Source organism: Mesorhizobium escarrei (assembly GCF_935825525.1).
GTDB classification, from domain to species: domain Bacteria; phylum Pseudomonadota; class Alphaproteobacteria; order Rhizobiales; family Rhizobiaceae; genus Mesorhizobium; species Mesorhizobium escarrei.
This window is the reverse complement of the sequence record NZ_CAKXZT010000179.1, coordinates 1-22,440: the sequence shown is the minus strand read 5'-3', so window position 1 is coordinate 22,440 and position 22,440 is coordinate 1. Positions and strand designations below refer to the sequence as shown.

Genomic DNA, 22,440 nt, shown 5'->3' with positions numbered 1-22,440 from the left:
ACTCCCAAAGTTTCACATCGCGTTCCGTTCTTCGAGTTGCTCGCCGATCGGAACGCCAAAGCTCTTGTCGGAGGCGGTTTGCGCCCGATATGGGCTGAACGGACAAGAACATGCTGCATTTTTCGCGCTGGAAGACCATTCTCATCTGGCTGACAGTCCTGGCCGGCATCCTCTACGCAGTTCCCAATCTGGTTCCCGCCTCCACTCTGGCATCGCTGCCGAATTGGCTGCCAAAGCAGCAGCTGACGCTGGGACTCGACCTGCAGGGCGGCTCGCACATCCTGCTCCAGATCGATCGGCAGGACCTTGCCAACGAACGTCTCGAATCGGCACGCGACGAGGTCCGCACATCACTGCGCGATGCCCAGATCGGTTATACCGGGCTTGCCGGCACCGCCAATTCCATCCAGGTCCGCATTCGCGACCAAGGCCAGATCGAAGCGGCGAAGAGCGCGCTCGAAAGATTGACGCAGCCGATCTCGACGGGGCTTTTTATGAGCGGCTCGGTGACCGAGATGGAGATGGCCGAGCCGGAACCGGGCCTGCTGCGCTTTACGCTGACCGAAGCCGGGATCGACTACCGGATCGCCGCGGCGCTGACTCAATCGATCGAGGTGGTGAGCCGGCGCGTCAACGAACTCGGCACGACCGAGCCGATCATCCAGCGCCAGGGATCGGACCGCATCATGGTCCAGGTGCCGGGCCTGCAGGATCCGCAGCGGCTGAAGGATATCCTCGGACAGACCGCGAAGCTGACCTTCCAGATGGTCGACCAGTCGATTCCGGTCGAGGAGGCGATCTCCGGCCGCCCGCCGGCGGGCTCGACGGTGTTGTATTCGACGGACGAGCCGCGGGTTCCGCATTTGATCGAGAACCGGATCATTGTCTCCGGCGAAAACCTAGTCGATGCGCAGGCAACCTTCGACCAGCGCACCAACGAGCCGGTGGTCTCGTTTCGCTTCGACAGCCGCGGCGCCACCCGCTTCGGTCAGGCTACTCAGGCCAATGTCGGGCGCCTGTTCGCGATCATCCTCGACAACGAGGTGATCTCCGCGCCTCAGATCCGCGAACCGATCCTGGGCGGCACCGGGCAGATATCCGGCAGTTTCACGGTGGAGAGCGCGAACGATCTTGCGGTCCTGCTGCGCGCCGGCGCACTGCCTGCTGATCTCACCATCGTCGAGGAGCGCACCGTCGGTCCGAGCCTCGGCAGCGATTCGATCGAGGCGGGCCAGTTCGCGGCAATCATCGCCGGGGTCCTCGTCGTCGGCTTCATGCTGTTCGCCTATGGGCGGCTGGGGCTGATCGCGAATATCGCGCTGCTGGCCAACGTCGCACTGATCATCGCCATCCTATCCGTGCTCGGGGCGACGCTGACGCTGCCTGGCATCGCCGGCATCGTGCTGACGATGGGCATGGCGGTCGATTCCAACGTCATCATCTTCGAGCGCGTCCGCGAAGAGAACCGTCAAGGGCGCTCCATCGTGCAGTCGATGGATTCCGGGTTCAGACAGGCGCTGGCGACTGTCGTCGACGCCAATGTGACGACGCTGATTGCCGCCGTCATCCTGTTCTTCCTCGGCTCGGGACCGATCAAGGGGTTTGCCGTCACCCTCGCCATCGGCATTGTCACCACCGTATTCACGGCGTTCACGCTGACGCGCTGGCTGGTCGCGTTCTGGCTCCGTCGGCAGCGGCCGAAAACCATGCCCAGCGGTGTCATGCGGCTGGTGCCCGACGACACGCGCGTGCCGTTCATGGCATTCCGAAAATACGCCTTCACGCTGTCCGTGCTGTTGTCGATCGCTTCGGCCGCGCTGTTCTTCACTGTCGGTATGAACTACGGCATCGACTTCCGCGGCGGCTCGAGCATCGAGGTGCAGGCGAAGGGCCAGCAGGCCGACATCGGCAACATCCGTGAGCGGCTGACGGGTCTCGAACTGGGTGAGGTGCAGGTGCAGGAGTTCGGCTCGACCAGGGATGTGCTGATCCGCATCGGCACCCAGGGGGGCGGCGACGTTGCCGAACAGTCCGCCGTTGAGAAGGTAAGAAGCGCGCTCGAAACCGACTACGAGTTCCGCCGCATCGAGGTTGTCGGTCCGACAGTGTCCTCCGAACTCGCGTTCAACGGCACAATGGGCGTGCTCGCCTCGCTGCTGGCGATGCTCGTCTACATCTGGATCAGGTTCGAGTGGCAATTCGGGCTCGGCGCCATCATTTCGACGTTCCACGACGTGATCCTGATGGTTGGCTTCTACGTCGTCGCCGGCATAGAGTTCAATCTGACCTCGATTGCCGCGATCCTGACTATTGTCGGCTATTCCATCAACGATACGGTTGTCGTCTATGACCGGGTCCGCGAAAATCTGCGCCGCTATAAAAGAATGCCGATTGCCGAGCTGCTCGACCTGTCGATGAACCAGACACTGGCGCGAACGGTCCTGACCGGCGTGACCACGCTGTTTGCGCTGGCGGCGCTTTCGATCTGGGGCGGCGAGGTGATCCAGTCCTTCACGGTCGCAATGATCTTCGGCATCCTCGCCGGGACCTATTCCTCGATCTTCGTCGCCGGGCCGCTGCTGATCCTGTTCAAGCTCCGGCCGGGCGCCCTCAGCCAAGAGGAAGCCGCAGTGGCGAAAGAGCCGTCCGGCACAAGCGTCAGCGGCGGGCCAGCGCGGCCGCCTGCTCCAGGCTGATACCCCGGACGAGCGGGTCTGCGTGACGGTGCGCGAGCCGCCATTCGGATCCTTCCCGGCGATAGACCAAAGTGACGCGCAGCGGCCAGTCCTGGGCCGGCAGACCGCCGACTTCGCCGCGGCCGCGCTCGATGACCACGAGAACCACCATGTCGGCCGCGGCATAGGCTTGGACGAGTTCTTGCTCCAGCGAGCCGTTCCTGAAGAATCGTCCCATTGCCTCCCAGCGTTCGCTCGTCATGTCCACGCCGCGCGTCGGCGTTCCGCCGAAAGGCGACATCAGCGTAAAGTCATCGGTGAGTGTGATCAACGCACGGTATCGGGCGATGTCGCCGCGCATCAGCGCCGCGTTGGCTTCCGCGGTCTGCCTGGTGAGCGTGGCAACCTCTTCATCGGCGATGGAGACCTGACGGGCAAGGGCCGGGTCGCTTGCAGCTTTCGTGATCCCAAGCGACGCGAGACCGGCGCCCGCTGCAGCGAGTGCTGAACGTCGTGAAACTGGCATGAGAAATTTCTCCTATGTTTGTAACCGATCCGCAGCAGCAGCCCGCCCGTCAAACCGAGGCGATCTCACATCCTCCAACCGGCCGGCATTTCCGTCAGGGCTTCAACAGACTTTGCAGCGGCTGGAAGGACAGCTTCGGCCGGATGCCATCCGGCAGATTCGGCGCGATATGAGCAGCGAAGAAGCGCGTCGCGTCTTCCCGGGAATTCCACACCTCGACGATCCGCCAGCCGGCCGCCACCGGGTGCGACACGTGCATGATGAAGCCCGGCGCCTGCCTCAAAGCATCACCGACGAGGGCGAGCATGCCCTCATACCCCTGCGGCGACTGTCCGCCGACCTCAGAAATCATCATCACCGACATGGCTGTTTCTCGCCCAAGGCCCCGTTCGTGCGAGCGATACAGTGCTCAGCCGGTAAAATTGCATGTTGATCTTGATGAAGCCAATGATATGATTTCAGGAATATGCTGAACGAAATTGATCTTTCGCGCACCGATCTCAATCTCCTCGTCCTCTTCGAGGCCGTGCTCGGAGAGGGCCACGTGGGCCGGGCGGCGGACCGGCTTAATCTGACGCCATCGGCCGTCAGTCACGGGCTCGGCCGGTTGCGCCGGCTCCTCAACGATCCGCTGTTCCTCAGAACGCCCAAGGGCGTGGTGCCGACGGCGCGTGCAACGGAACTGGCCGCGCCGATCGCCGACGTTCTGGCGCGCGTGCGCAGCGTCATGGCGACTGCCGCACCCTTCGACCCCGCCACGGCCGTGCGCCGGTTCGCAATTGGCGCCCCGGACGGTGTCTCAGCCGTGATCCTGCGCCCCCTCCTCGCCGAACTAAGCCGGATTGCGCCACGCATCGACCTCGGGGTGCGTCAGATCTTGCCCTCTCCGGCCCGCGTCTGGCAAAGCGCGATTGTCGATCTCGAGACGCACGCCATCGACATCGCGATCATTCCGTCCGATGACATCCCGCCTCGCTTCGAAAGGCGCTGCATCTACGAAGAAGACTTTGTAATTGCCATGCGCCTTGGACATCCGTTCGCGCGTGATCCGATCCTGGAGCGATACTGCGACATGCAGCATCTGGTCGTCTCGCACAGTGGCGATCCTTACGGCTTCGTGGATGAAGAACTGGCCAAGCAAGGCCGGGCGCGACGGATTGCGTTGACGGTTCCGAACTTCATGTTCGCGCTGGCGGTGATCGCCGAGACCGACCTCATCTCGGCCCTGCCGCGGCGGTTCGTTGCCATGCATGCGGCGCGTTTCGGCGTCCTGAGCCTCGATGCCCCGTTGCCGTTGCCCGGCTTCCGGCTCAACGCCGTCGCTCCCAAGGTCGCGATGATGGATGCGGGTGTGGCATGGCTCTTCGATCTGCTTGCAGGAGTGGAGCAGACTGCGCAGAAGCACCACAGCGGCCCGCCCGCACGAACACGGCAATCATAGCTCGGAAAGCTTAGTCGGCGCCCAGCGTGGATGAAATTGACAAATTGCGTTTCCGCTGGAGCGCTACTCCCCGGGAGTTGGGAAATGCTTTTCAAGCCAGGTTCGCCACTTTGGCTCCTCCCGTTTTGCAATGCTCGCTGCATCGTCCCCAAAAAGGAAAAACCGCACGGATAGGTATGTCATCCCGCCCATCGGCAAGGCGAAGAGATGCGCGAAGCCCAGCGCTGGCTGGTCCAGCCGGACCACCACCTCGGGATGGTCTTGCGGCCCTGTTCGTTCGACGACGCCCTCGAATGCCTGCGCGTCCGAAACCACGCGCTGTTGTTCAGTCGCATTCGCCAGGCCCAAGGGTACAACCAGTTTTCGCCACGCATCAGCTAAAGGTTCGGAAGACGGCACCAAGAGCTGAAAAGCCGAGCCGTGCTGCCCGGGAAAATGCGTGAGATAAAGGCGAAGCAGGCGGAAGAACGAGATCCACCCGTAGCTGTGGGCCTCGAACTGATCATCCCAATCATCGGAAGTCGCGAACCAGCGATGGACCACGCGAACGGTGCAAAGCCCGCCGGACTTTGCCTCGACGGTCCATTCCGTCGCCACCGTTCCCGGCTCACCGGGTGCTTCTGCGACAAACCGCCTGGGCGGCTCCCAAGCTGTAATGGTGGCGACCGCATCCATGCTTCCATCGGCAGCGAAATGCGAAACGGCTGTTCCTCCGATGCGGCCTTCGAGTTCGCTCGGTACGAACCATTGAGATATTCCAGGTCCCGTTGCGATCGCGTTCCAGACGTCCTCCGGTGTACCGGGGACATCCATTTCGGCCTCAACCGAGCGATTGCCGGCCGGATCTTTTCTTACTGGCATTGAACGTCCTTTCCTTGCGGATTGGCTGGTGACGGATGCGCCGTCACGACAAGGCGGTGGGACCGTCCCTGCGGCGCGGTTTCGTCGTGATAGCGTGCCGCCAGCGTGGTGATGGCCTCAGTCAATTCACGCGTGAACGAGGCGCGGTCGGCGGCCGAGCGGAAGCGGATTTCGGTGTCGATCGCCAAGGTCGCCAGGCGCTTGCCGGCATCCGTGGCGGCGCGCTGGAGAGTTCCGATCTCCCGCACCAGCCGGGCGCCGAGCGCGATGAGGTAGCTTGCCGACAGGCGGTCCGGGGTGCGGTTCGGATCGGCGCCGACCGGACCCAGCGCGCTCGTCGAGACGACATAGCTTGTGGCGCTCGCCACCATGAGCCGCTCCGTCAGGCCACCCCACTTGCGCGTGTCTGCAACCTGGACAAGCCCGTGCTCCTCCAGAGCATGCAGGTGGTAATTGATCTTCTGCCGCTTGAGGCCCAGGCGTGTGGCGAGGGTAGCGGCCGAGGCCGGCTCGCGCAGCTCTGAGAGGAGTTGACTCCGAACGGGCTCCAACGCGGCGGCGGCCGCGCTCGGCCGATCTATGACTTCGATATCGAGCATGCAGCCCCCGCATTGACAATCTTTCCTGTCAATGCGGTTGACGAGCGTAATTGTCAAGAGCGAAAGGACCCTTCGTCCCACAGGCCGAACTTTCCAAATGGCATGCGGCTGCAGCAAGCGACCTATCTGTCGCCCCCTACCGAAGACGACGCGCCCCCGCCCGCAGCGGGGCAATTGCAATGACGGTGCCGTTCGTTGTAGCCATTCCGACCGCTTGATTTTGGAGGAGGCGCAGCATGGACCGATTCACTGGCGGTTGCCTGTGCGGCAACGTCCGGATTGTGGCGTCGGGGCTCCCATACCGGGTCGGCATCTGTCATTGTCTCGACTGCCGCAAGCATCATGGGGCGCTTTTTCACGCTTCGGCGGTGTTCCCCCAGGATGCGGTGACGATCGAAGGCGAGACGCGCGACTACGCCGGGCGGTTTTTCTGTCCCCGTTGCGGCTCGACAATTTTCGGACGCACCGCAGACGAGCTCGAAGTGAACCTGGGATCCCTGGACGCCCCTGACCAACTGATGCCAACCTACGAAAGCTGGATCATCCGTCGCGAGTCCTGGTTGCCGCCGTTTCCGCTCACGAGACGGTACGAGCGCGATCGTGACGCCACGAGTCGCTTTGAGGGGTAGATCGCACCAACGGTGCGAAGGCGTTTGCGAGGTCACGCCGGCACGTCACTCCGGAAGACCGGCCTTGCGGAAGCCGTCGACGAAATGCTCGAGCGTCGCAGCGTCGCGGAATGGTTCCGTCGCGGCCCAGTGGCGGGTGGTGAAGTGCGGGTTGCCGACGAGGAACAGCTCGACCTCTGCGCGCGCCTCGTCGACCCGGCCCAATTGGGCAAGGCTTGCCGCCAGGAAACGGCGTGAGCTTGTTCGATAAGTCTCGTCCCTGCGCAGTGTCTCGATAGCGGCTTGGTATTCGCCGGCCGCATATTGCGCCTGGCCAAGCGTCAGATAGTACCAGCTTGCCGGAAACGGGTTCAGCCGGAACGCCTTGCGAATGTGCTCAAGGCCGTCCTCGACCCGACCGGCCAGGACCGCTATGTCGGATAATGCCGCCCAGGCATCGGCCTCGTTCGGATCGAGCTCGATCGCCTTGGCGAATTCCGCATCCGCCTCGGCGAAGCTGCGCTTATAGGCAAGCAGGTAAGCCAAAACCCAGCGGCAGCCGGCATCGTTCGGATCAATCGCCACGGCTTTGCGCGCCAGCTCCAACGCAACGCTACGGGCCGTTTCGGTAGGTCCGCCGGAATGCACCCATCCCATCCAGTGGTTCATGGCAAGCCAGCGATAGGCCTCGGCATATTCCGGATCGAGCGAAACCGCGCGGGTGAGCATCAGATGCGCTTCGCGCGCCGTCTGCGGCGTGTCATCCATCAGCTTGCGCGCCCGCACGCAGAGATCGTAAGCCTCGAGACTTTTGGGCCGATTGCGCGGCGGCGGCGCGCGCAGCCTGCCGAGCAACGCCTCCACGATCTTGCCGGTGACCTCGTCCTGAACGGCAAAGATGTCCTCCAGGCTGCGATCGAAGCGTTCCGCCCATAGATGGTCGCCACTCACTGTGTCGACCAGCTGGGCATTGATGCGCACGCGCCCCGCAGCGCGCCGTGCGCTCCCCTCCAGCAGGTAGCGCACCCCGAGGTCCTGCGCGATATCGCGGACGTCCATCGCCTTTCCTTTATAGGCAAAGGCCGAGTTGCGTGCGATGACGAACAGGCCGGAGATCCTGGACAGGTCGGTGATCAGGTCTTCGGTCAACCCATCCGCGAAGGATTCCTGCTCGGGATCGTTGCTGACATTGACGAAGGGCAGCACCGCTATCGATGGCTTGCCGGGCAGCGGTAAAGGTTTTTGCTTCGCGCCGAGCTGTTTGACGGCCCTCGTGAAGCGGTAGCCGACGCGCGGAACCGTGGCGATCCATTCGCCGCCCCCATTACCGGCATCGGCAGCCGGGCCAAGCAGCTTTCGCAGCAGCGCGATCTGCACGGTGAGGTTGCCTTCCTCGACGGCCGTGCCTGGCCACGCCGCGTCCATCAACTCGGCCTTCTCGAGGATTTCGCCGGCTCGTCCAACGAGCGCCGCAAGCAGCTTTATCCCGCGGTAGCCAACGGCAACGGGGACATCGTTGCGAAGCAGCGTTCCCGCACCGGAATCAAGCACGAACGGACCAAAGGCAAAGCGCGATCCCTGCATGCGGCGTATCTATAGCCCGTTTGGAAGTTTTGAGAACTATTTGGGAGAGCTTAATTACGACGCCGTTCGTATCCTGCAGAATTCAGCCTCTTTCAGGTCGAGGGTCCCCGGACCTTCAAACCGATGGAGGTTACTATGAACGATACTCTTGCATCGGCCCCGCATCAGGCAGGGGCAACGTCCGTGGAGCCGGCGGAAGCGTCGCGTCGGCACCTGACGACCCTGCGAAGCATTATCGCGGCCTGGGACGAGCGAAAACGCTTTCGCTGGGAACTTGAGCAGATGTCGAAGGACAATCCACATTTGATCGACGATATCGGTCTGACGAGACGGCAGGTCGAGGCAGAGATCGCCAAGCCCTTCTGGCGGCGATAATCCTCGTCGGCTCAAGGGCGCGAAGCCGATACCGTCATCCACGTCCTTGAGGTTGCGACAGATTTGCGAATCGCACTACGAAATGAGTCAGGCTCAGGTCAAAAGCCTAAAATAGGCGCCAATGCGCTGGCCGACTCGACGCGGCGCTTGAGAGGTTGGCCGTCCGGGCTAATCTCGGCCAGCTCGCTCGCGCCGGTCGCGGCTGGACACTCAAGCAATTCCCGTCGCTTTTGGCCCAAACGTGACTTCAGCGACGATTCCATCCGGCGAGTCGCGAGATTAAGCAGGGACGTAGGTCAACCTGACCACATCCTCGCCAATCCGGTCATTAGCCATAAGGCGGAGCGGCGGCCGGGGTCCGGCGAAATATGGCTTGCCGTGACCGAGCACGACGGGGTGCAGGTAGATTCGATACTCATCGATCAGGCCAAGTTCGGTGAGGCTTTGCGCCAAGTCCGGGCCAGCAACTTCGATCTCCCCGTCGCGCTCGGCCTTCAGCTTGCGGATCGCGCCCTCGAGATCATCCTCAACAAGCCTGGCGTTGGGGCCAACCGACGTCAACGAGCGTGAGACGACCCATTTCGGCTGGTTCCGCCACGACGCCGCGAAGGCGTGTCGCTCTGCATCCCATTCAGGATGATCGTCGTCCCAGTAACGCATGACCTCATACATTTGGCGACCGTACACACTGCCCGCCTGCCCCTGAGCCTCCTCGATGAAGTGGCGGAAGAGCGTGGGGCTTGGCGCAAACGCCATATGGTCGACGTAGCCGTCCAGGGACTGGTTCATTCCGAATACGAGCTTAGCCATACCCACCTCCTTTCCTCACGCGGCACATCCGCGCGGCTCTGATTGCGTCATACAATCGGTTGTAAGCTAGATCGACTGATGGCCGATCGACAGAAGCGAGAAATCATGCCGGACCTCCTTCTGCACTACGATTTTCCGGATTGCTGCTTCTTTGATCCAGTTAAGGTTCTTGTCGTGGGAATGGCAAATTGGCGCGCCAGACGAGATGAAACTGGCCAACTGGGCAGCGCTATGTGATTGAAGTCGCCCTGTAAAAACTTTCAGGTGGTTTCAGGCGCCTTGGCCTGTGCGAGGTCCTGCAGGAACTCTTCCATCAGCGGCCTGTCACCGAACCGGCGGTAGGCGCGCTCTGCTTCCAGCGAGAATGCCGGATGCGCCTCGACCAGCTTTGCCATCGTCTGCTGGGCTGCCTCAACCTCTCCGCCCCCGGCCTGCAAAGCGGCCTGAATGAGAAGGCAGTTTGCATCGCGCGGCGCCCGGATCAGGCATTCCTCTATGACGGCGGAAGCCTCATCGCGGCGGTCAGCCGCGTAGAGCGCCTGCCCGTGCACATAGGCATAGTACTCTGGCGCCATAGGATGAAGGCGGCGGGCCCGCTCTGCGTTGGCGACGGCATCATCATATTCCCCGAAGCGAACCTGCGCCTTTGCAAGCGCCATCATGCTGTCGGGATCGTTAGGGTTGAGCTCCACAGCGCGCCGTGCGGCCTGCAAGCCGCCTGAATAGTCGCCCTGCACGGCAAGCCCGAAGCTGATGACCTGATAGCCAAGAGCAAGATTGGGATCGAGACGGACTGCCTGCCGGGCTTCGCTAAGCCCAAGATGGAGCTCCGGCGCGTTTGCCCGGCCGTCACCGCTCTGCGCCACGCTGGCGATAAAGGTCAGCGCGAGGCCTGCGCGGGCGGCCGCATAGGACGGATCCATTTCCAGGGCGCGCTGGTAGAGGCCCCGCGCTTCCAGAATGTCCTGCGGGTCATTGGCGCCGTGCCGGTAGCGGTTGCGGGCCTGCAGCACGAGGTCATAGGCCTGCAGATTGTCGGTCGGGCGCTCCGCTGCCGCCGCCGCCTCGCTCCTGCCGATATAGGGCGCGATCTGCGCGACGATTTCAGTGGTCAGCTCGCTCTGGACGCTGAACACGTCGGCGACCTGCCGGTCAAAACTGCGCGACCACAGATGCGCGCCTGTCTTTACATCGATCAGCTGCGCCGACACCCGAAGCTGGTCGCCTTCACGGCGGGCGCTGCCTTCAACCACATAATCAACGCCGAGCTTCGCCCCGAGCTTGCGCACGTCCGTATCCTGCCCACGCACGGCGTAGGTGGAATCGCGCGCGATTACCTGCAGCTCTGAATTGCGGGCAAGGGCTATCGTCACATCCTCGGTCAGTCCGTCCGCGAAATACGATTGCTCGCCGCTGCCGCTCATCGCGGCAAAAGGCATGACCGCCACTGACGGCCGGGGGTCGGCGCGGCTCTGGTCCATCGACAAGGCCGCCGGGATGCGGCTGATCATGGCTGCCAGGGGGAGCGGCTGGATTTGGGTGCCGATGAGGATGAGGGCTATGGCGGCCGCGCCATAAGACCAGCGGGCGGCGGTGCTGCGCAGCACCTGCGGCACCTGCCGCCATGACGACCACGGAGAGCCCGCGCGCCTTACGCGGTAGACGTTTAGAAGTTCGGGAATGTTTTTGGCCCGCCTGCGGCCGATGCGGATGAACCTGTCCGCGCTCTTGCGGTCGGCCGCCATCACCACGGCGCCGCTGACGAATATCTGCCCCGGATCGCACATGGCCTCAAGACGGGCGGCCACATTGACGCCGTCGCCGTATACGTCGCCGTCATCTTCGATGACATCGCCAAGATTGATGCCGATGCGCAGCTCGAACGGGCCCTTGTCGAAGCCTTCCTGTATGGCCAGCGCCGCATCAACCGCTTCGTTGACGCTGGGAAACATGGCGAGAAAGCCGTCTCCCGCCGTCTTAACGATGCGCCCGCCATGCTGGGCGCAGGTCGGGTCAATGAGCTCATCAAAAACAGCGCGCAGCTTCGCGTAGGTGGACGCCTCGTTTTCAGCCATCAGCAGGCTGTAGCCGACGATATCGGCGGCCATGATTGCCGCGAGCTTGCGTTCCATCAGCATTATTCCTGAGCGGCGGGCATGCACAGACTATACTTAAGGCGACGCATGGTCCAAAATTAGACCCATAATCCCACATAGGCTTATCAACACAGCTCACAAATGCGTGACGATTGTGGCCTATACCGGTCTGGCCTTCGTCAGCCATCATCTGCTTCGTCCAGAGCCGTCAGTCGCCGCACTGGCGGACGGCGACGCCGCATTAAACGGCCTGGGTCTTGCCTGTCTGCCCGACCACGCGCTGCGCCCCGATACCGTCATCGTCGTCCTTGTGCGCCAAAACCATCTCGGAACGGTGCGAGGGGCCGCCGATCCGATCCCAAAACAGGCCTTCGAGTGCGTTCAGCGGGGCGGCTTTTTTCCTAAAGCGCGTCGCGTTTGACCGGCCTCATGCGACGCGCTTTAGGTTGTTGTTTTTGCATGTCGTTATCGCAAAACCGCTGCACACTTTGCGCGACATGCATTAGTCGTCGTCATCATCATCCATGTAGCGGTCGCGATAGCGGCGGCCATCATAGTCCTGGTAACGAAGGGAGGATCGGCCCTCCTGGTAAACCCTGCGTTTGACGTAGGTCTCACAATAGTCGTCTTCGCAGTAGGTCTCGACAATCCGCTCACGCACAACGCCATTGTTCGACGAGCTATTCGAGCTTGTGTTCGAGGATTGACTGTCGGCGTGGGCAACGACTGTCACCATCATCGTCGCTGATGTCACCAGTAGGAACTTCATACGCATGGCTGCCTCCATTTTTGGCTAGATAGCGCAACTCAAGGCCAGGTCGAGGTGAACTCACAAGCAGCGGCTGGGCATGTGGAGCGTGCACTGCAGTCTAGCCCAAAGTGTGGCTTGGCGCGCCCGACAGGATAAAACCGGCAACTCGTATATTGTTGCCGCGCCTTTTCGAGATCACCGCTCGGAAGGTCCGCCTTGCGCTCGATAAACTGCCCCTGAGCGCGCGATCATTCCGGCTGACCCGAGCAACGGAACTGTTCACCCCAGCGGCATAAGCCCTCTGCCTTGGCACAGAGCGTCGATCCGCTTTCCGTCAACGAATAGACGACCTTCGCCGGAGAACCCGGATGTACTTTTCGGTTCACGAGCCCGTCTGCCTCAAGTTCTCGCAGCTGCTGCGTCAGCATCTTTTCGCTGACCGCCGGAATTGACTGCCGCAGCCGGCCGAACCTGCGTGGTGTCGCGCCGAGTTCGCAGATGATGTCCAGCTTCCACTTGCCGGAGACCATCTTTATCGCAGTTGCAAAACCATTCTCGGTGGGTTTGTTCACCTTGCCCTCCTTACCGGCAGGTAACCACTTACGCCTGCGTGCGTATTGGTGTCGCGCTTCCCAAATCATAGCTCTCCCTCGGACCGGACGACAAGCGAGCCGAGCATTGCGCCAATCAAAAAATGGGGTGTCGGGATGATGCCTACAATCGGTGCCCTGGAGACTGGACGTATGGGATCGGCGCTCGCCCGCGCGCTGCTTGGAGCGGGATATCGCACGACCGTCCGGGACAGAGCAGCAAAAGAGACAGGAGGCGATCCAAGCCTTCATCATCAACCAATCATGGAACGCCTACGAAAAGCGAACTCCTGCTTCGCCGGCGCGAAACAAGAAATCATGTCGGCGAGGCTCGATTCACGACCGCTAGAAGCGGTGGCCGTTTCATGACCAACAGTATTCCTAGGAGAAAAAGCAATGACGAATGCAAAACCGGATACAATGCTGGCCGCCGCCATCGACCGGTTCGGTGGAGCCGAGCTGGTTACTGTGCGAGCCGTGCCAGTGCCCGAGGTCGGGCCGAGCGATGTCCTAATCCGGGTCGAAGTGGCGGGTGTGGCCTCGTGGGACGCGCTCGAGCGTGAGGGTCACTACGACGGGGCTTTCGGAATGCCGTCGACATTCCCCTATGTGCTTGGCTGGGACTGCGCGGGCGCAGTCGTCGCCGTTGGCGGCCAAGTTAGCCGCTTTAGGGAAGGCGACCGGGTGTACGCCGCATCCATGCCACTTCCCAAGGGTGGAACCTACGCCACGTACGCAGTAACGGATGCGGACAACGTGTCGCTCATCCCCGCCAAGCTCACGATCGAGCAAGCGGGCGTCATGGGCTGGGATGCGTTGACCGCGCTCAGCGGCCTGGAAGAGATCGGCCTAAACCAGGGCGATACAATAATGATCTTCGGCGCCAGCGGCGGTATCGGGCACATGGCCATCCAACTCGCAAAACGATTGGGCGCCCGCGTATTGGCGGTGGCTTCGGGCGATGACGGCGTGGCGCTATCGCAGCGGCTGGGCGCCGACGCCGTCGTCAACGGGCGCAAGGACGACGTGGTGGCAGCCGCTCGTGAATTCGCCGCCGGCGGCCTCGACGCTGCCCTTGTCACCGTAGGCGGTGAGGCGGCCGACCGCGCGCTGACGTCAGTGCGCGACGGCGGCCGGGTCGCCTGCCCGCACGGCGTGATGCCCGATCCAACTGTCCGGCCCGGCGTGGAGCTCATTCGCTACAACGGTGCCCGCAGCCAGGACGCGACCGACAAGCTTAACCGCCTGATTGACTCTGGCCCGTTCGACGTCCATGTCGCCCGTACATTCCCGTTCGACCAAGTTGTTGATGCGCACCGAGCGCTTGCCACCCACTACGTCGGCAGGCTCGCTTTGCGGGTGAGCTGAGCAAGTGACGGATCCTCAGACATCACCAGGCGTTGCGACGGCGGATCGATCCAGCGGTTGCCGATTGAGCAGTATGGAATCGCCGAATTCATGCGTGCGGTATCGGTGCGCGGCGAAGGCTGCGGAGGCCTTGGCGAGCAGAGCATCTTCGGCAAAGGCGCGCAGGAGCTCGAAATGGCTTTCGCCCGGCTGGTGGACGCCTGTGAGAATCGCATCGACCACGCGAAGCGGCGTGCCCCGCGCGACGCGGCCCGTCGCAATGCCATTTCCTGCACGCACGCTGCCATCGGGATTGGCGGCCGCCTCAAGCGCGCGCACTACGCTCGTGCCAACCGCGATGATGCGGCTGCCGCGCAGCTTCGCCCGCGCGAGCTGCGCCGCGGTGTGCTCGGGGATGCGGTATGGCTCGTCGAAGGGAAGGCGCGAGTCGAGCGCGCGATCCCCGGTGGAGGAAATGCCCGTGGCATGCGTGAGTGTGGCGAAGCCGACGTCGTGCCGCCGCCAGCTTTGAAGTGTGCGCCAGTCGAGCGCAAAGCCTGCCGATGGCGCCTCGAACGCGACCGGCCGGGCGGCAATCTTCGTCCAAACATCCCAAAGTGCCAACGGCTCGGGAACATGCGCGTATTGGATCGGCCGGCCGTGCTGCGCCAGTCCTGCAAGCACAGCTGCGCGGTTGCCTGGGAAGCACAGCTCGAGAAGGCGGGGATGGCCGAGAAGGCGCTCTACAACGGATTCAAGGGGGCCGAGCCGGAGGCGATTGCCTGGCGACAGTGGAGGCGGAAGCAGCCGATCTTCGGTGCGCGTGCGGTGATCGCCCGCACCGAACGCAATCGCCACGAAACGCGCTGGATCGGCAAGTGACAGCCAGCCCGCCAGGCGGATCTCGATCGCTTCACCGCTGGGGACATGCCTGCCGTGCAAGCTGGCAGGCATGGTCGCGGCGTCATTGGCGACGACCAGGTCGCCGGGATCGAATAGCTTCGCGAGTTCAGCGCGCGGCAGGTCGGTCATCGCGCCGTCCGCCATCACGACCAACAGCCTGGCGGAGCGCCGATCCGGACGGTCGGCGGCAATCATCCACGTGCCCCGGCGCGAAGTGTTGCGCCAGCCGGCAACGCGTCAAGCACCTTTTCGATGATCTCGGCAGCTGCCAGATCGGGTTGCTTCAAGGTGGCCGGATCGGCGTCAGGAAGCGCCAGCGCGTGCAGCGGGGTGTCCATATCGCCGGGGTCGAGCGCCAGGAACCTTATGCCATCGTCTTTCGCCTCCTCGTCCCAGATCGCCGTCAGATGGGCAAGAGCGGCCTTGCTCGCACCATATGCGCCCCAGCCGGGATAGGCGTTCACCGCCGCGTCGCTGGAGATGTTGATCACCAGCGCGCCACCGCCCTCGCGTGCCGACGTTGCAAGCGCACCGAACAGCGCTTTGGTCAGCCGAAACGCACCGACGAGATTGACCGCAAGCGCCTTTTCCAAATCCTCGCACTCGGTGTCGGCGAGCAGCGCAAGCGGCACCGGCCCGAGGCTCGATGCATTGTTGATCAGAACGTCGAGCCCGCCGAGGCTGGCGGTGACCTGCAACGCGATCGGGTAGATGTCGTGCTTTTTGCCGAGGTCGCCGACAATGCCGTGTGCGCCGGTCTCGTCAGCGATGCGTTCGACGTTTGCGGCGGTGCGTGCGACGAAGGCGACGCTCGCACCCTGCGCGGCGAGCTGCCGCACAAGCGCCAGTCCGAGGCCGGACGTGCCACCCGTGACCGCTACGCGAAGCCCGTGAAAATCTATATTCGTCAGCATTGCCGATGCTCCCTTCGATCTGTGCAAGCCAATGCTACAAGCTCAAGTTAACTTGAGGTCAAGCATTCATTGCGCGGATCGATGCCGACCATATTCACGCCCGCACGGGCGCAGGCGCAGCCGCGATCGGTGCCGGGTCGGAATGCCTCATCGGGTGAATTCGGAGCAGCGAGACCCTGCCATGCGCGAAAACGCTGGGTGTCGCTAACGTTCAGCTGCGGTATTGTTCGTCGCTGACTTTCTCCAGCCATTCGACCGGCTTGCCATCAAGCGATTCCTGGATAGCGAGATGCGTCATCGCCGTGGTCGCTGACGCGCCGTGCCAATGCTTCACACCAGGCGGAATCCAGACGACGTCACCTGGCCGGATTTCTTCGATTGGCGCGCCTTCGCGCTGGACCCAGCCGAGACCGGCCGTGACGATCAGCGTCTGGCCGAGTGGGTGCGTGTGCCAGGCGGTGCGGGCGCCAGGCTCGAACGTGACGCTGGCGCCACCGACGCGCGCCGGCTCGGGCGCCTGGAAGAGCGGATCGATGCGCACGGTTCCGGTGAAGTAATCGGCCGGCCCGGGGCCGGACGGCTGCGATCCAACTCGGGTGATCTTCATTGTCTCATTCCTTCCTTGGACAGAAGCTGCGCCAACCTGGCCTGCTGCAGCCACAGCGGCGAAAGCAGTTGTCGCGGCAAGAACGTCTCTGCGGGTGATGATCATGTCTTAAGCCCCTTCGTTTTCGACGGTCAGAGCAGCTTGTCCGGCGTGATGGGCAGTTCGCGGACGCGCTTTCCGGTAGCGTGGAAAATGGCATTGGCGATTGCTGGCGCGACGCCGACCAGCGCGATCTCGCCAAGGCCTTTCACGCCGAGCGGGTTCACGTGCGGGTCGTGCTCGTCGACGAAGATCACGTCCATGACAGGCGGCGCGTCGGCGTGCACAGGCACGGCGTATTCGGCGAGATTGGCATTGGTGACGCGCCCGTTGCGGGGGTCGACAGCCGAGTGCTCCATGAGGGCCATGCCGATGCCGCCGATCATGCCGCCGATGCACTGGCTGCGCGCGATCTTCGGGTTGACGACGCGGCCGGCCCCATAGGCGCCGACGATGCGCCGCACGCGCGTCTCGCCGAGATCGGGATCGACGGCAACCTCCACGAACACGGCGCCGAAAGCGTGCATGGAAAACCGCTTCGTCTCATCTCCGGGAGCGACGTCGGCCGTCGCCTCGATGGCTTGGCCGAGAAGCTTCATGGCCTCTTCGAGATCATTGGCGCCGGCGCCTCCCAGCGCCTCGTCGCGCGCCTTGCGGCAAGCCGCCTGCACCGCACTGCCGACGCTCGCCATGGTCATGGAACCGCCGTGAATAGGCGCGCGCGGCAGGTTGGTGTCGCCAAGCGTGAACTTGACCCGCTCGATCGGCAGGCCCAGCGTGTCCGCCGCGACCTGCGTCATCGACGTCCATGTGCCGGGTCCCATGTCGCTCGCTGCGCTCATCACTTCGGCAGTGCCGTCCGGCAAGAGTCGAGCCATGGCCGAGGCGGGTGCATAGTTCATCGGATAGGTGGCGCTCGCCATGCCCCAGCCGATCAGCGAGCGCCCGTCGCGCATGGAGCGCGGCGCGGCGGTCCTTTGTGCCCACCCGAACCGCTCGGCGGCGGCCCGGTAGCACTCTCTCGTCGAACGGCTCGAGAACGGGAGGTCTTTGAACTCGTCTTTGTCGGGCTCATTGCGCAGGCGCAGTTCGACGGGATCCATGTCCAATGCGACCGCCAACTCGTCCATGGCCGACTCGAGCGCATACATGCCGCTCGCCTCACCGGGCGCGCGCATGTAGGTCGGCGTGTGGACGTTCATTGGCGCGATGCGATGGCGCGTGTGGACGTTCGGGCAGGCGTGCAGGAACCGGGTCGCGCTGAGCAGCGCCTCGGTGAACTCCTCGTAGGTCGACGTCTCCTGGTGACCCTCGTGCCGGATGGCCTGGAGCTGGCCGTCACGCGAGGCGCCAAGCGCGACCCGCTGCACCGTGTGAGGACGGTAGCCGACGCCATAATACATTTCCCGCCGCGACAGCACCAGCTTGACCGGCCGTCCGGCGACACGGGCGCCCAGTGCCGCCAGCGTGACATGCGGCCAGCAGCGAAGGCCCGAGCCGAAAGCGCCGCCGACGAAGGGCGAGATGACACGCACGTTCTCGGCAGCGATGCCGAACACGGCGGCGATCTCCTCCGCAACGTTGTGCACCCACTGTGTCTTGTCCCACAAGGTCAGGCTGTCGCCCTCCCATGCGGCGATGGTGGCGAACATCTCGATCGGGTTGTGGTTCTCGCGCGGGATCACATAGGTCTGGTCGACCCGGAATTCCGCTTGTTCGAATGCGCTGTCGGGTTCGCCTCGCCGTATCTCCCACTCCGCCGGTTTCCCGGTGGGCAGAACTGGATCGACGCCGGCTACATCGGTGGCCGCCGCTTCATTCCGGTAGGTGACCCGCACGACCTCCGCCGCGTAAACCGCCTGTTCAAGTGTCTCGGCGAGCACCAATGCGATCGGCTGGCCCTGGTGATTCACCCGGTCGTCCTGCAGCACATGCAGGCGCTCGCCAACGGCGGCGTCGGGGAGGCCTTTATGCGGCTGGTAGGCGAGCCTGGGCGCGTTGCGGTGTGTCACAACCGCGATTACGCCGGGCGCCCGTTCGGCCTCCGCCGTGTCGATGGATGCAATGCGGCCGTTCGCGACAATGCTCCTGACGACGGCGGCATGGGCGAGGTTCGGCACCTCGAACTCGGCGGCATAGGTCGCAGCGCCGGTAACTTTCAGGCGGCCATCGACTCGGCTGACGGATTTTCCGATCAAGGCGGCAGTCATGCGTGTGCTCCCGCGATTTCGACCGCACGCACGATGGCGCGCTGCATGAGCTCGATCTTGAAGTCGTTGTGGCCGCGACCTTGCGCACCTTCGGCCGCAAGGGCCGCTGCCGAGCGCAACTCACCGGGCTCAAGGCTTCTGTCAGCTAACGCTTGCTCGACGTTCGGCAGGCGCCAGGGTTTCGTTCCAACGCCACCGAGCGCTACGCGGGCCTGCCGGATGCGAGCGCCGGCCGTCTCGATTGCGACCGCGGCCGAGACCACGGCGAACTCGAAGGAGGCGCGATCGCGTAGCTTTAGGTAGTGAGATCGCAGTCCTGCCGCATTGGCCGGGACCGTGATCGCGGTGATCACTTCGCCTGGCGCCAAGACGGTTTCGAGGTGCGGCGTATCACGGGGAAGGCGATGGAGTTCGGAGAGCGGCACGGAACGATCACCGCCAGTTCCTCGGAGCTCGACCGACGCATCGAGCGCCACCAGGGCAACCGCGAGGTCGGAAGGATGAACGGCGATACAGTCGTCGCTCGTGCCGAGCACTGCGTGCCAGCGGTTCTCGCCCTCCAAGGCAGCGCAACCAGAGCCAGGCGCGCGCTTGTTGCATGCCTCGTAGCCGACATCGCGAAAATAGGGACAGCGTGTCCGCTGGAGCAGATTGCCGCCCATGGTCGCCTGGTTGCGAACCTGCGGGCTCGCCGAATTCAGCAGCGCCTGGGATATGAGAGGGAACTGCTCGACCACACCTTGATGGGCGGCGACCTCCGCCATCGTGGCGGCGGCGCCGAACCTCAGGCCTTGCGGACCGATCTCGATGCCGTCGTCGAGCACTCCCGCGAGGCTCACAAGCCGATCCGGTCGGCGGACATACTCCTGCAGAAGCTGCACCATGTCGGTGCCGCCGGCGATGTATTCGACCGGCGCATCATTGCGGCCGGGTTGAGCGCCGAAGCTAAGTGCGGCGGAGAGATCACGCGGACGTTCGAGCACAAAGGGATGCATGGCTCAGCCCTCCTGCGTCGAGCTGTACACAGCAGCCGCGTCCTGGATGGCCGCGACGATATGGTCGTAGGCGCCGCAGCGGCAGAGATTGCCGCTCATCCATTCGCGGATGTCCTGCGGCGACCCGGCATGGCCTTCGCTGATGCAGGCGACGCCGGCCATGATCTGCCCCGACGTGCAATAGCCGCACTGGAAGGCATCACGCTCGATGAAGGACGCCTGCAACGGGTGGAGCTCATCGCCCTGCGCCAATCCTTCGATGGTTTTGATTTCGCGCCCCTGAGCGAGCGCTGCGAGCGAGAGGCACGCCTTCACGCGCATGCCATCCATCAACACCGTGCAGGCGCCGCACTGGCCGAGGCCGCAGCCCTTCTTCGAGCCTGTCAGATGCAGGTGCTCGCGCAGCGCATCGAGCAGCGTCGTCCGCGGATCGAGCGAAAGCCGGTGCTCCGTCCCGTTTATGCGCAGCGATACATCGAGCGGCGCCGTCGCGGCTCCGGCAGCCTGTGCCACCGCCGGCGATATAGCTCCGCGCACGAGTTGTTCTCCTAAAAGAGCACCGCCAGTCACAGCAGCCGCTTGCATAAGCTCCCGGCGCGTTATGTCTGAACTGGCTGTCGAAGTTCTTTGGCTATCAGACATGTCGATTGTCGCTTTCGTAATGATCCGCCAATTCGCGGCCCAAGATATGGATGGCCCGGCCCGAAGACACGCTGCATGCGTGTGCGACGCTAAAGCTTAGGGCGCTTGAGGGCCCTTGATTAGCGCCCGCTCCCCGATAGGACCTATCGGTCGGGGCCATGAATGGCAGCGACGCGAATGAACTGCCGCTGGTTCTTCCCTCTCGTCGTCGCTCAGCCGTGTTCGCACCGCCGTTCGGGAAATTTGCTGTGCTCTCGGCAATCCAGATCGATTGAGTGTGTGCAGTTTGCTCGATTATTCCGTATAATTCGCACTGACTTATGGGAGGTAGCCATAAATGCAGCGTGGACGACTCGACATGCTTCTGGCCTTTCTGGTGGTTGCGCGGGAGGGCAGCTTCACGCGCGCCGCTGCGCAGCTCGGAATTTCGCAGTCCACGCTCAGCCACACGATCCGCGATCTGGAAGAGCGCCTGGACATTCGGCTGCTGACCCGAACGACCCGCAGCGTTTCACCTACGGAGGCCGGCGAGCGGCTGGTGCGCAATATCGGCCCGCGCTTTGAGGAGATCGAGGCTGAAGTCGACGCATTGAGCGAATTGCGGGAGAAGCCCGCCGGCACCATTCGCCTCACGGCAAGCGATCACGCGTTCAACGCCGTCATCTGGCCGAAGCTGGCGAAGCTCCTGCCGGACTATCCCGACGTCACCGTAGAGGTCTTCCGCGACAACGCACTGACGGATATTGCTGCCGAACGGTTCGACGCCGGCGTGCGAATGGGAGAGCGTGTTGCAAAAGACATGATCGCAGTGCGCGTCGGACCGGACATCCGCTTCGCCGTCGTCGGGACCAAGTCGTATTTCGCCAAGCGGCCGCCGCCAGCGACGCCGCAGGAGCTGACCGGCCACGTTTGCATAAACCAGCGCTTTTCCATCAATGGCGGACTTTGGGCCTGGGATTTCGAGCGCGACGGTCGCGAACTGAAGGTGCGGGTGGACGGCCAGATTGTCCTCAATGGCACCCTCGAGATTGTCGAGGCCGCGCTGGCTGGTTTCGGCCTCGCCTATGTGCCGGAGGATGTCGCGGGGCGTCATCTAGAAAGCGGTCGCCTTGTGCGGGTGCTGGATGAGTGGTCACCGCCTTGGCCGGGATATCACCTCTACTATCCCAGCCGCCGTCAAGCGTCGCCGGCTTTCGCCCTGCTCGTAGATGCGCTCCGCTTTTCGGGTTGAGGCCAGGCAGTGCGATGACGAGCCGATGTCATGCTGAAGTGGCGGAACGCTGTGGCAGCTTCGGCAAGGCAGCAGATTTGTTCGCTCTCAAGCAGTCCAGCGGCGGCTGCGGTGAGGGCCACGGCGGCTGGCGTGTGGATCGCCACGCTATTTGACCCCTGAGGTATAACCTATTGACAACCAATGGGCCGATTTTAGTTGCTGCCAGAAAAATGGCCCTTTCTGCCAGGCCATTTGGCCCCCGGTGCGGGTTCACAAAAAGAGGGTATTGCGATCACTGATCGACCGCAAAAGTGGATGACGCGCGACTTCCTGTTTATAGCGCCGCCCTCGTTTCCCGACATTGTCGCACGCCAACCCGAGCGCTTCGACCTGCGGCCCCGCGCTCATGACCGGCGGAGGGTCCGGTATCGGACCGTTGGAGCAGCCCGAGCCGATGAGCGCCTACCTGGTGCAGGGGGGCAGCGGGACCTGACGGCAGACACTTCTCGATCGCTGGGCACGTGCCTATCTCGTGATTCACTCACAATGTGAATGTCGGCTTTGGGTCCACAGAACGAACCCGCTCGCGGGAGGGGCGCGGCTTCGAGGTCTGCAGTTTGTCAGCAGCGTCGGTGAGGTTGTGATTGATCAGGG

General features: G+C 63.3%; 22 protein-coding genes. 7 read left to right on the top strand and 15 right to left on the bottom strand.

The annotated features are described in order from the left end of the window. The first annotated feature begins 110 nt into the window (after nucleotides 1–110). Nucleotides 111–2,696: a protein translocase subunit SecDF gene (gene secDF / locus NMG80_RS35200; RefSeq protein ID WP_254022399.1), complete on the top strand. Its 2,586-nt coding sequence runs from the start codon at nucleotides 111–113 to the stop codon at nucleotides 2,694–2,696. Here the strand turns inward: secDF and NMG80_RS35195 are convergent. Both NMG80_RS35195 and NMG80_RS35190 read right to left on the bottom strand, forming a co-directional pair. After that, on the bottom strand, nucleotides 2,659–3,201 hold the full coding sequence (locus NMG80_RS35195) for a YybH family protein (protein WP_254022398.1): 543 nt from the start codon (nucleotides 3,199–3,201) through the stop codon (nucleotides 2,659–2,661). The two genes, secDF and NMG80_RS35195, sit on opposite strands and share 38 nt — an antisense overlap. A gap of 94 nt (nucleotides 3,202–3,295) precedes the next feature. Next, on the bottom strand, nucleotides 3,296–3,565 hold the full coding sequence (locus NMG80_RS35190; RefSeq protein WP_254022397.1) for an antibiotic biosynthesis monooxygenase family protein: 270 nt from the start codon (nucleotides 3,563–3,565) through the stop codon (nucleotides 3,296–3,298). A 102-nt stretch (nucleotides 3,566–3,667) separates the two neighbouring features. Between NMG80_RS35190 and NMG80_RS35185 the strand changes: the two genes are divergently transcribed. Continuing rightward, complete coding sequence (locus NMG80_RS35185) at nucleotides 3,668–4,642, top strand: LysR family transcriptional regulator (protein ID WP_254022396.1); 975 nt, start codon at nucleotides 3,668–3,670, stop codon at nucleotides 4,640–4,642. A gap of 63 nt (nucleotides 4,643–4,705) precedes the next feature. Here the strand turns inward: NMG80_RS35185 and NMG80_RS35180 are convergent, their stop codons facing one another. Then, the gene (locus NMG80_RS35180; protein ID WP_301943414.1) at nucleotides 4,706–5,503 is read right to left on the bottom strand and encodes an SRPBCC family protein; all 798 of its coding nucleotides are present in this window, start codon (nucleotides 5,501–5,503) and stop codon (nucleotides 4,706–4,708) included. Next, nucleotides 5,494–6,102 (bottom strand): ArsR/SmtB family transcription factor, encoded by a 609-nt coding sequence (locus NMG80_RS35175; protein ID WP_254022395.1) that lies wholly within the window; start codon nucleotides 6,100–6,102, stop codon nucleotides 5,494–5,496. Before NMG80_RS35175 ends, NMG80_RS35180 begins: the two co-directional genes overlap by 10 nt. Nucleotides 6,103–6,338: 236 nt before the next feature. Here NMG80_RS35175 and NMG80_RS35170 point away from each other — a divergent pair, with 236 nt between their 5' ends. Beyond that, nucleotides 6,339–6,731 carry a GFA family protein gene (locus NMG80_RS35170; RefSeq protein WP_254022394.1) on the top strand — a complete coding sequence of 131 codons (393 nt, stop codon included), beginning with the start codon at nucleotides 6,339–6,341 and terminating at the stop codon, nucleotides 6,729–6,731. 45 nt (nucleotides 6,732–6,776) lie between these two features. On the opposite strand, the gene NMG80_RS35165 is transcribed toward NMG80_RS35170, so the two are convergent. Beyond that, on the bottom strand, nucleotides 6,777–8,294 hold the full coding sequence (locus NMG80_RS35165) for a winged helix-turn-helix domain-containing tetratricopeptide repeat protein (protein WP_254022393.1): 1,518 nt from the start codon (nucleotides 8,292–8,294) through the stop codon (nucleotides 6,777–6,779). Nucleotides 8,295–8,429: 135 nt separating this feature from the next. Here NMG80_RS35165 and NMG80_RS35160 point away from each other — a divergent pair, with 135 nt between their 5' ends. Then, entirely contained in the window at nucleotides 8,430–8,669 is a 240-nt protein-coding gene (locus NMG80_RS35160) for a DUF1127 domain-containing protein (protein WP_254022392.1), read from the top strand. 279 nt (nucleotides 8,670–8,948) lie between these two features. Here the strand turns inward: NMG80_RS35160 and NMG80_RS35155 are convergent, their stop codons facing one another. Continuing rightward, entirely contained in the window at nucleotides 8,949–9,479 is a 531-nt protein-coding gene (locus NMG80_RS35155) for a dihydrofolate reductase family protein (RefSeq protein WP_254022391.1), read from the bottom strand. Between the two features lie 260 nt (nucleotides 9,480–9,739). Then, the gene (locus NMG80_RS35150) at nucleotides 9,740–11,611 is read right to left on the bottom strand and encodes a tetratricopeptide repeat protein (protein ID WP_254022390.1); all 1,872 of its coding nucleotides are present in this window, start codon (nucleotides 11,609–11,611) and stop codon (nucleotides 9,740–9,742) included. A 118-nt stretch (nucleotides 11,612–11,729) separates the two neighbouring features. Here NMG80_RS35150 and NMG80_RS35145 point away from each other — a divergent pair, with 118 nt between their 5' ends. Continuing rightward, on the top strand, nucleotides 11,730–11,996 hold the full coding sequence (locus NMG80_RS35145; protein ID WP_254022389.1) for a hypothetical protein: 267 nt from the start codon (nucleotides 11,730–11,732) through the stop codon (nucleotides 11,994–11,996). Nucleotides 11,997–12,077: 81 nt separating this feature from the next. Here NMG80_RS35145 and NMG80_RS35140 read toward each other — a convergent pair whose 3' ends face one another. Together NMG80_RS35140 and NMG80_RS35135 are read right to left on the bottom strand one after the other, a co-directional pair. Further along, nucleotides 12,078–12,350 (bottom strand): hypothetical protein, encoded by a 273-nt coding sequence (locus NMG80_RS35140; RefSeq protein WP_254022388.1) that lies wholly within the window; start codon nucleotides 12,348–12,350, stop codon nucleotides 12,078–12,080. Between the two features lie 224 nt (nucleotides 12,351–12,574). After that, complete coding sequence (locus tag NMG80_RS35135) at nucleotides 12,575–12,898, bottom strand: winged helix-turn-helix transcriptional regulator (RefSeq protein ID WP_254022387.1); 324 nt, start codon at nucleotides 12,896–12,898, stop codon at nucleotides 12,575–12,577. Nucleotides 12,899–13,312: 414 nt separating this feature from the next. On the opposite strand from NMG80_RS35135, the gene NMG80_RS35130 reads away from it, so the two are divergent. After that, nucleotides 13,313–14,284 (top strand): quinone oxidoreductase family protein, encoded by a 972-nt coding sequence (locus NMG80_RS35130; RefSeq protein ID WP_254022386.1) that lies wholly within the window; start codon nucleotides 13,313–13,315, stop codon nucleotides 14,282–14,284. A gap of 15 nt (nucleotides 14,285–14,299) precedes the next feature. Here NMG80_RS35130 and NMG80_RS35125 read toward each other — a convergent pair whose 3' ends face one another. From NMG80_RS35125 to NMG80_RS35100, 6 genes are all read right to left on the bottom strand, one after another. Further along, nucleotides 14,300–15,361: an S-adenosylmethionine:tRNA ribosyltransferase-isomerase gene (locus NMG80_RS35125; protein ID WP_254022385.1), complete on the bottom strand. Its 1,062-nt coding sequence runs from the start codon at nucleotides 15,359–15,361 to the stop codon at nucleotides 14,300–14,302. Further along, on the bottom strand, nucleotides 15,358–16,080 hold the full coding sequence (locus NMG80_RS35120; RefSeq protein WP_254022384.1) for an SDR family NAD(P)-dependent oxidoreductase: 723 nt from the start codon (nucleotides 16,078–16,080) through the stop codon (nucleotides 15,358–15,360). The genes NMG80_RS35125 and NMG80_RS35120 overlap by 4 nt, the downstream gene beginning before the upstream one ends. A 211-nt stretch (nucleotides 16,081–16,291) precedes the next feature. Next, nucleotides 16,292–16,687, bottom strand: a complete 396-nt coding sequence (locus tag NMG80_RS35115) for a (R)-mandelonitrile lyase (protein ID WP_254022383.1) — start codon at nucleotides 16,685–16,687, stop codon at nucleotides 16,292–16,294. Between the two features lie 131 nt (nucleotides 16,688–16,818). Then, nucleotides 16,819–18,936, bottom strand: coding sequence for a xanthine dehydrogenase family protein molybdopterin-binding subunit (locus NMG80_RS35110; protein ID WP_254022382.1), 2,118 nt, complete (start codon nucleotides 18,934–18,936; stop codon nucleotides 16,819–16,821). Beyond that, entirely contained in the window at nucleotides 18,933–19,931 is a 999-nt protein-coding gene (locus NMG80_RS35105; RefSeq protein WP_254022381.1) for an FAD binding domain-containing protein, read from the bottom strand. Before NMG80_RS35105 ends, NMG80_RS35110 begins: the two co-directional genes overlap by 4 nt. Nucleotides 19,932–19,934: 3 nt before the next feature. After that, complete coding sequence (locus NMG80_RS35100; protein ID WP_254022380.1) at nucleotides 19,935–20,573, bottom strand: (2Fe-2S)-binding protein; 639 nt, start codon at nucleotides 20,571–20,573, stop codon at nucleotides 19,935–19,937. 337 nt (nucleotides 20,574–20,910) lie between these two features. On the opposite strand from NMG80_RS35100, the gene NMG80_RS35095 reads away from it, so the two are divergent. Further along, on the top strand, nucleotides 20,911–21,804 hold the full coding sequence (locus tag NMG80_RS35095; protein ID WP_254022379.1) for a LysR family transcriptional regulator: 894 nt from the start codon (nucleotides 20,911–20,913) through the stop codon (nucleotides 21,802–21,804). Nucleotides 21,805–22,440: the final 636 nt, after the last annotated feature.

Coding starts and splice junctions, on each gene's coding strand:
- NMG80_RS35175 (WP_254022395.1), bottom strand. CDS start 6,102: ATGCTCGATATCGAAGTCATAGATCGGCCGAGCGCGGCCGCCGCCGCG.
- NMG80_RS35140 (WP_254022388.1), bottom strand. CDS start 12,350: ATGCGTATGAAGTTCCTACTGGTGACATCAGCGACGATGATGGTGACA.
- NMG80_RS35105 (WP_254022381.1), bottom strand. CDS start 19,931: ATGCATCCCTTTGTGCTCGAACGTCCGCGTGATCTCTCCGCCGCACTT.
- NMG80_RS35190 (WP_254022397.1), bottom strand. CDS start 3,565: ATGTCGGTGATGATGATTTCTGAGGTCGGCGGACAGTCGCCGCAGGGG.
- NMG80_RS35095 (WP_254022379.1), top strand. CDS start 20,911: ATGCAGCGTGGACGACTCGACATGCTTCTGGCCTTTCTGGTGGTTGCG.
- NMG80_RS35160 (WP_254022392.1), top strand. CDS start 8,430: ATGAACGATACTCTTGCATCGGCCCCGCATCAGGCAGGGGCAACGTCC.
- NMG80_RS35185 (WP_254022396.1), top strand. CDS start 3,668: ATGCTGAACGAAATTGATCTTTCGCGCACCGATCTCAATCTCCTCGTC.
- NMG80_RS35120 (WP_254022384.1), bottom strand. CDS start 16,080: ATGCTGACGAATATAGATTTTCACGGGCTTCGCGTAGCGGTCACGGGT.
- NMG80_RS35125 (WP_254022385.1), bottom strand. CDS start 15,361: ATGATTGCCGCCGACCGTCCGGATCGGCGCTCCGCCAGGCTGTTGGTC.
- NMG80_RS35165 (WP_254022393.1), bottom strand. CDS start 8,294: ATGCAGGGATCGCGCTTTGCCTTTGGTCCGTTCGTGCTTGATTCCGGT.
- NMG80_RS35180 (WP_301943414.1), bottom strand. CDS start 5,503: ATGCCAGTAAGAAAAGATCCGGCCGGCAATCGCTCGGTTGAGGCCGAA.
- NMG80_RS35115 (WP_254022383.1), bottom strand. CDS start 16,687: ATGAAGATCACCCGAGTTGGATCGCAGCCGTCCGGCCCCGGGCCGGCC.
- secDF (WP_254022399.1), top strand. CDS start 111: ATGCTGCATTTTTCGCGCTGGAAGACCATTCTCATCTGGCTGACAGTC.
- NMG80_RS35110 (WP_254022382.1), bottom strand. CDS start 18,936: ATGACTGCCGCCTTGATCGGAAAATCCGTCAGCCGAGTCGATGGCCGC.
- NMG80_RS35130 (WP_254022386.1), top strand. CDS start 13,313: ATGACGAATGCAAAACCGGATACAATGCTGGCCGCCGCCATCGACCGG.
- NMG80_RS35155 (WP_254022391.1), bottom strand. CDS start 9,479: ATGGCTAAGCTCGTATTCGGAATGAACCAGTCCCTGGACGGCTACGTC.
- NMG80_RS35150 (WP_254022390.1), bottom strand. CDS start 11,611: ATGGAACGCAAGCTCGCGGCAATCATGGCCGCCGATATCGTCGGCTAC.
- NMG80_RS35195 (WP_254022398.1), bottom strand. CDS start 3,201: ATGCCAGTTTCACGACGTTCAGCACTCGCTGCAGCGGGCGCCGGTCTC.
- NMG80_RS35170 (WP_254022394.1), top strand. CDS start 6,339: ATGGACCGATTCACTGGCGGTTGCCTGTGCGGCAACGTCCGGATTGTG.
- NMG80_RS35100 (WP_254022380.1), bottom strand. CDS start 20,573: ATGTCTGATAGCCAAAGAACTTCGACAGCCAGTTCAGACATAACGCGC.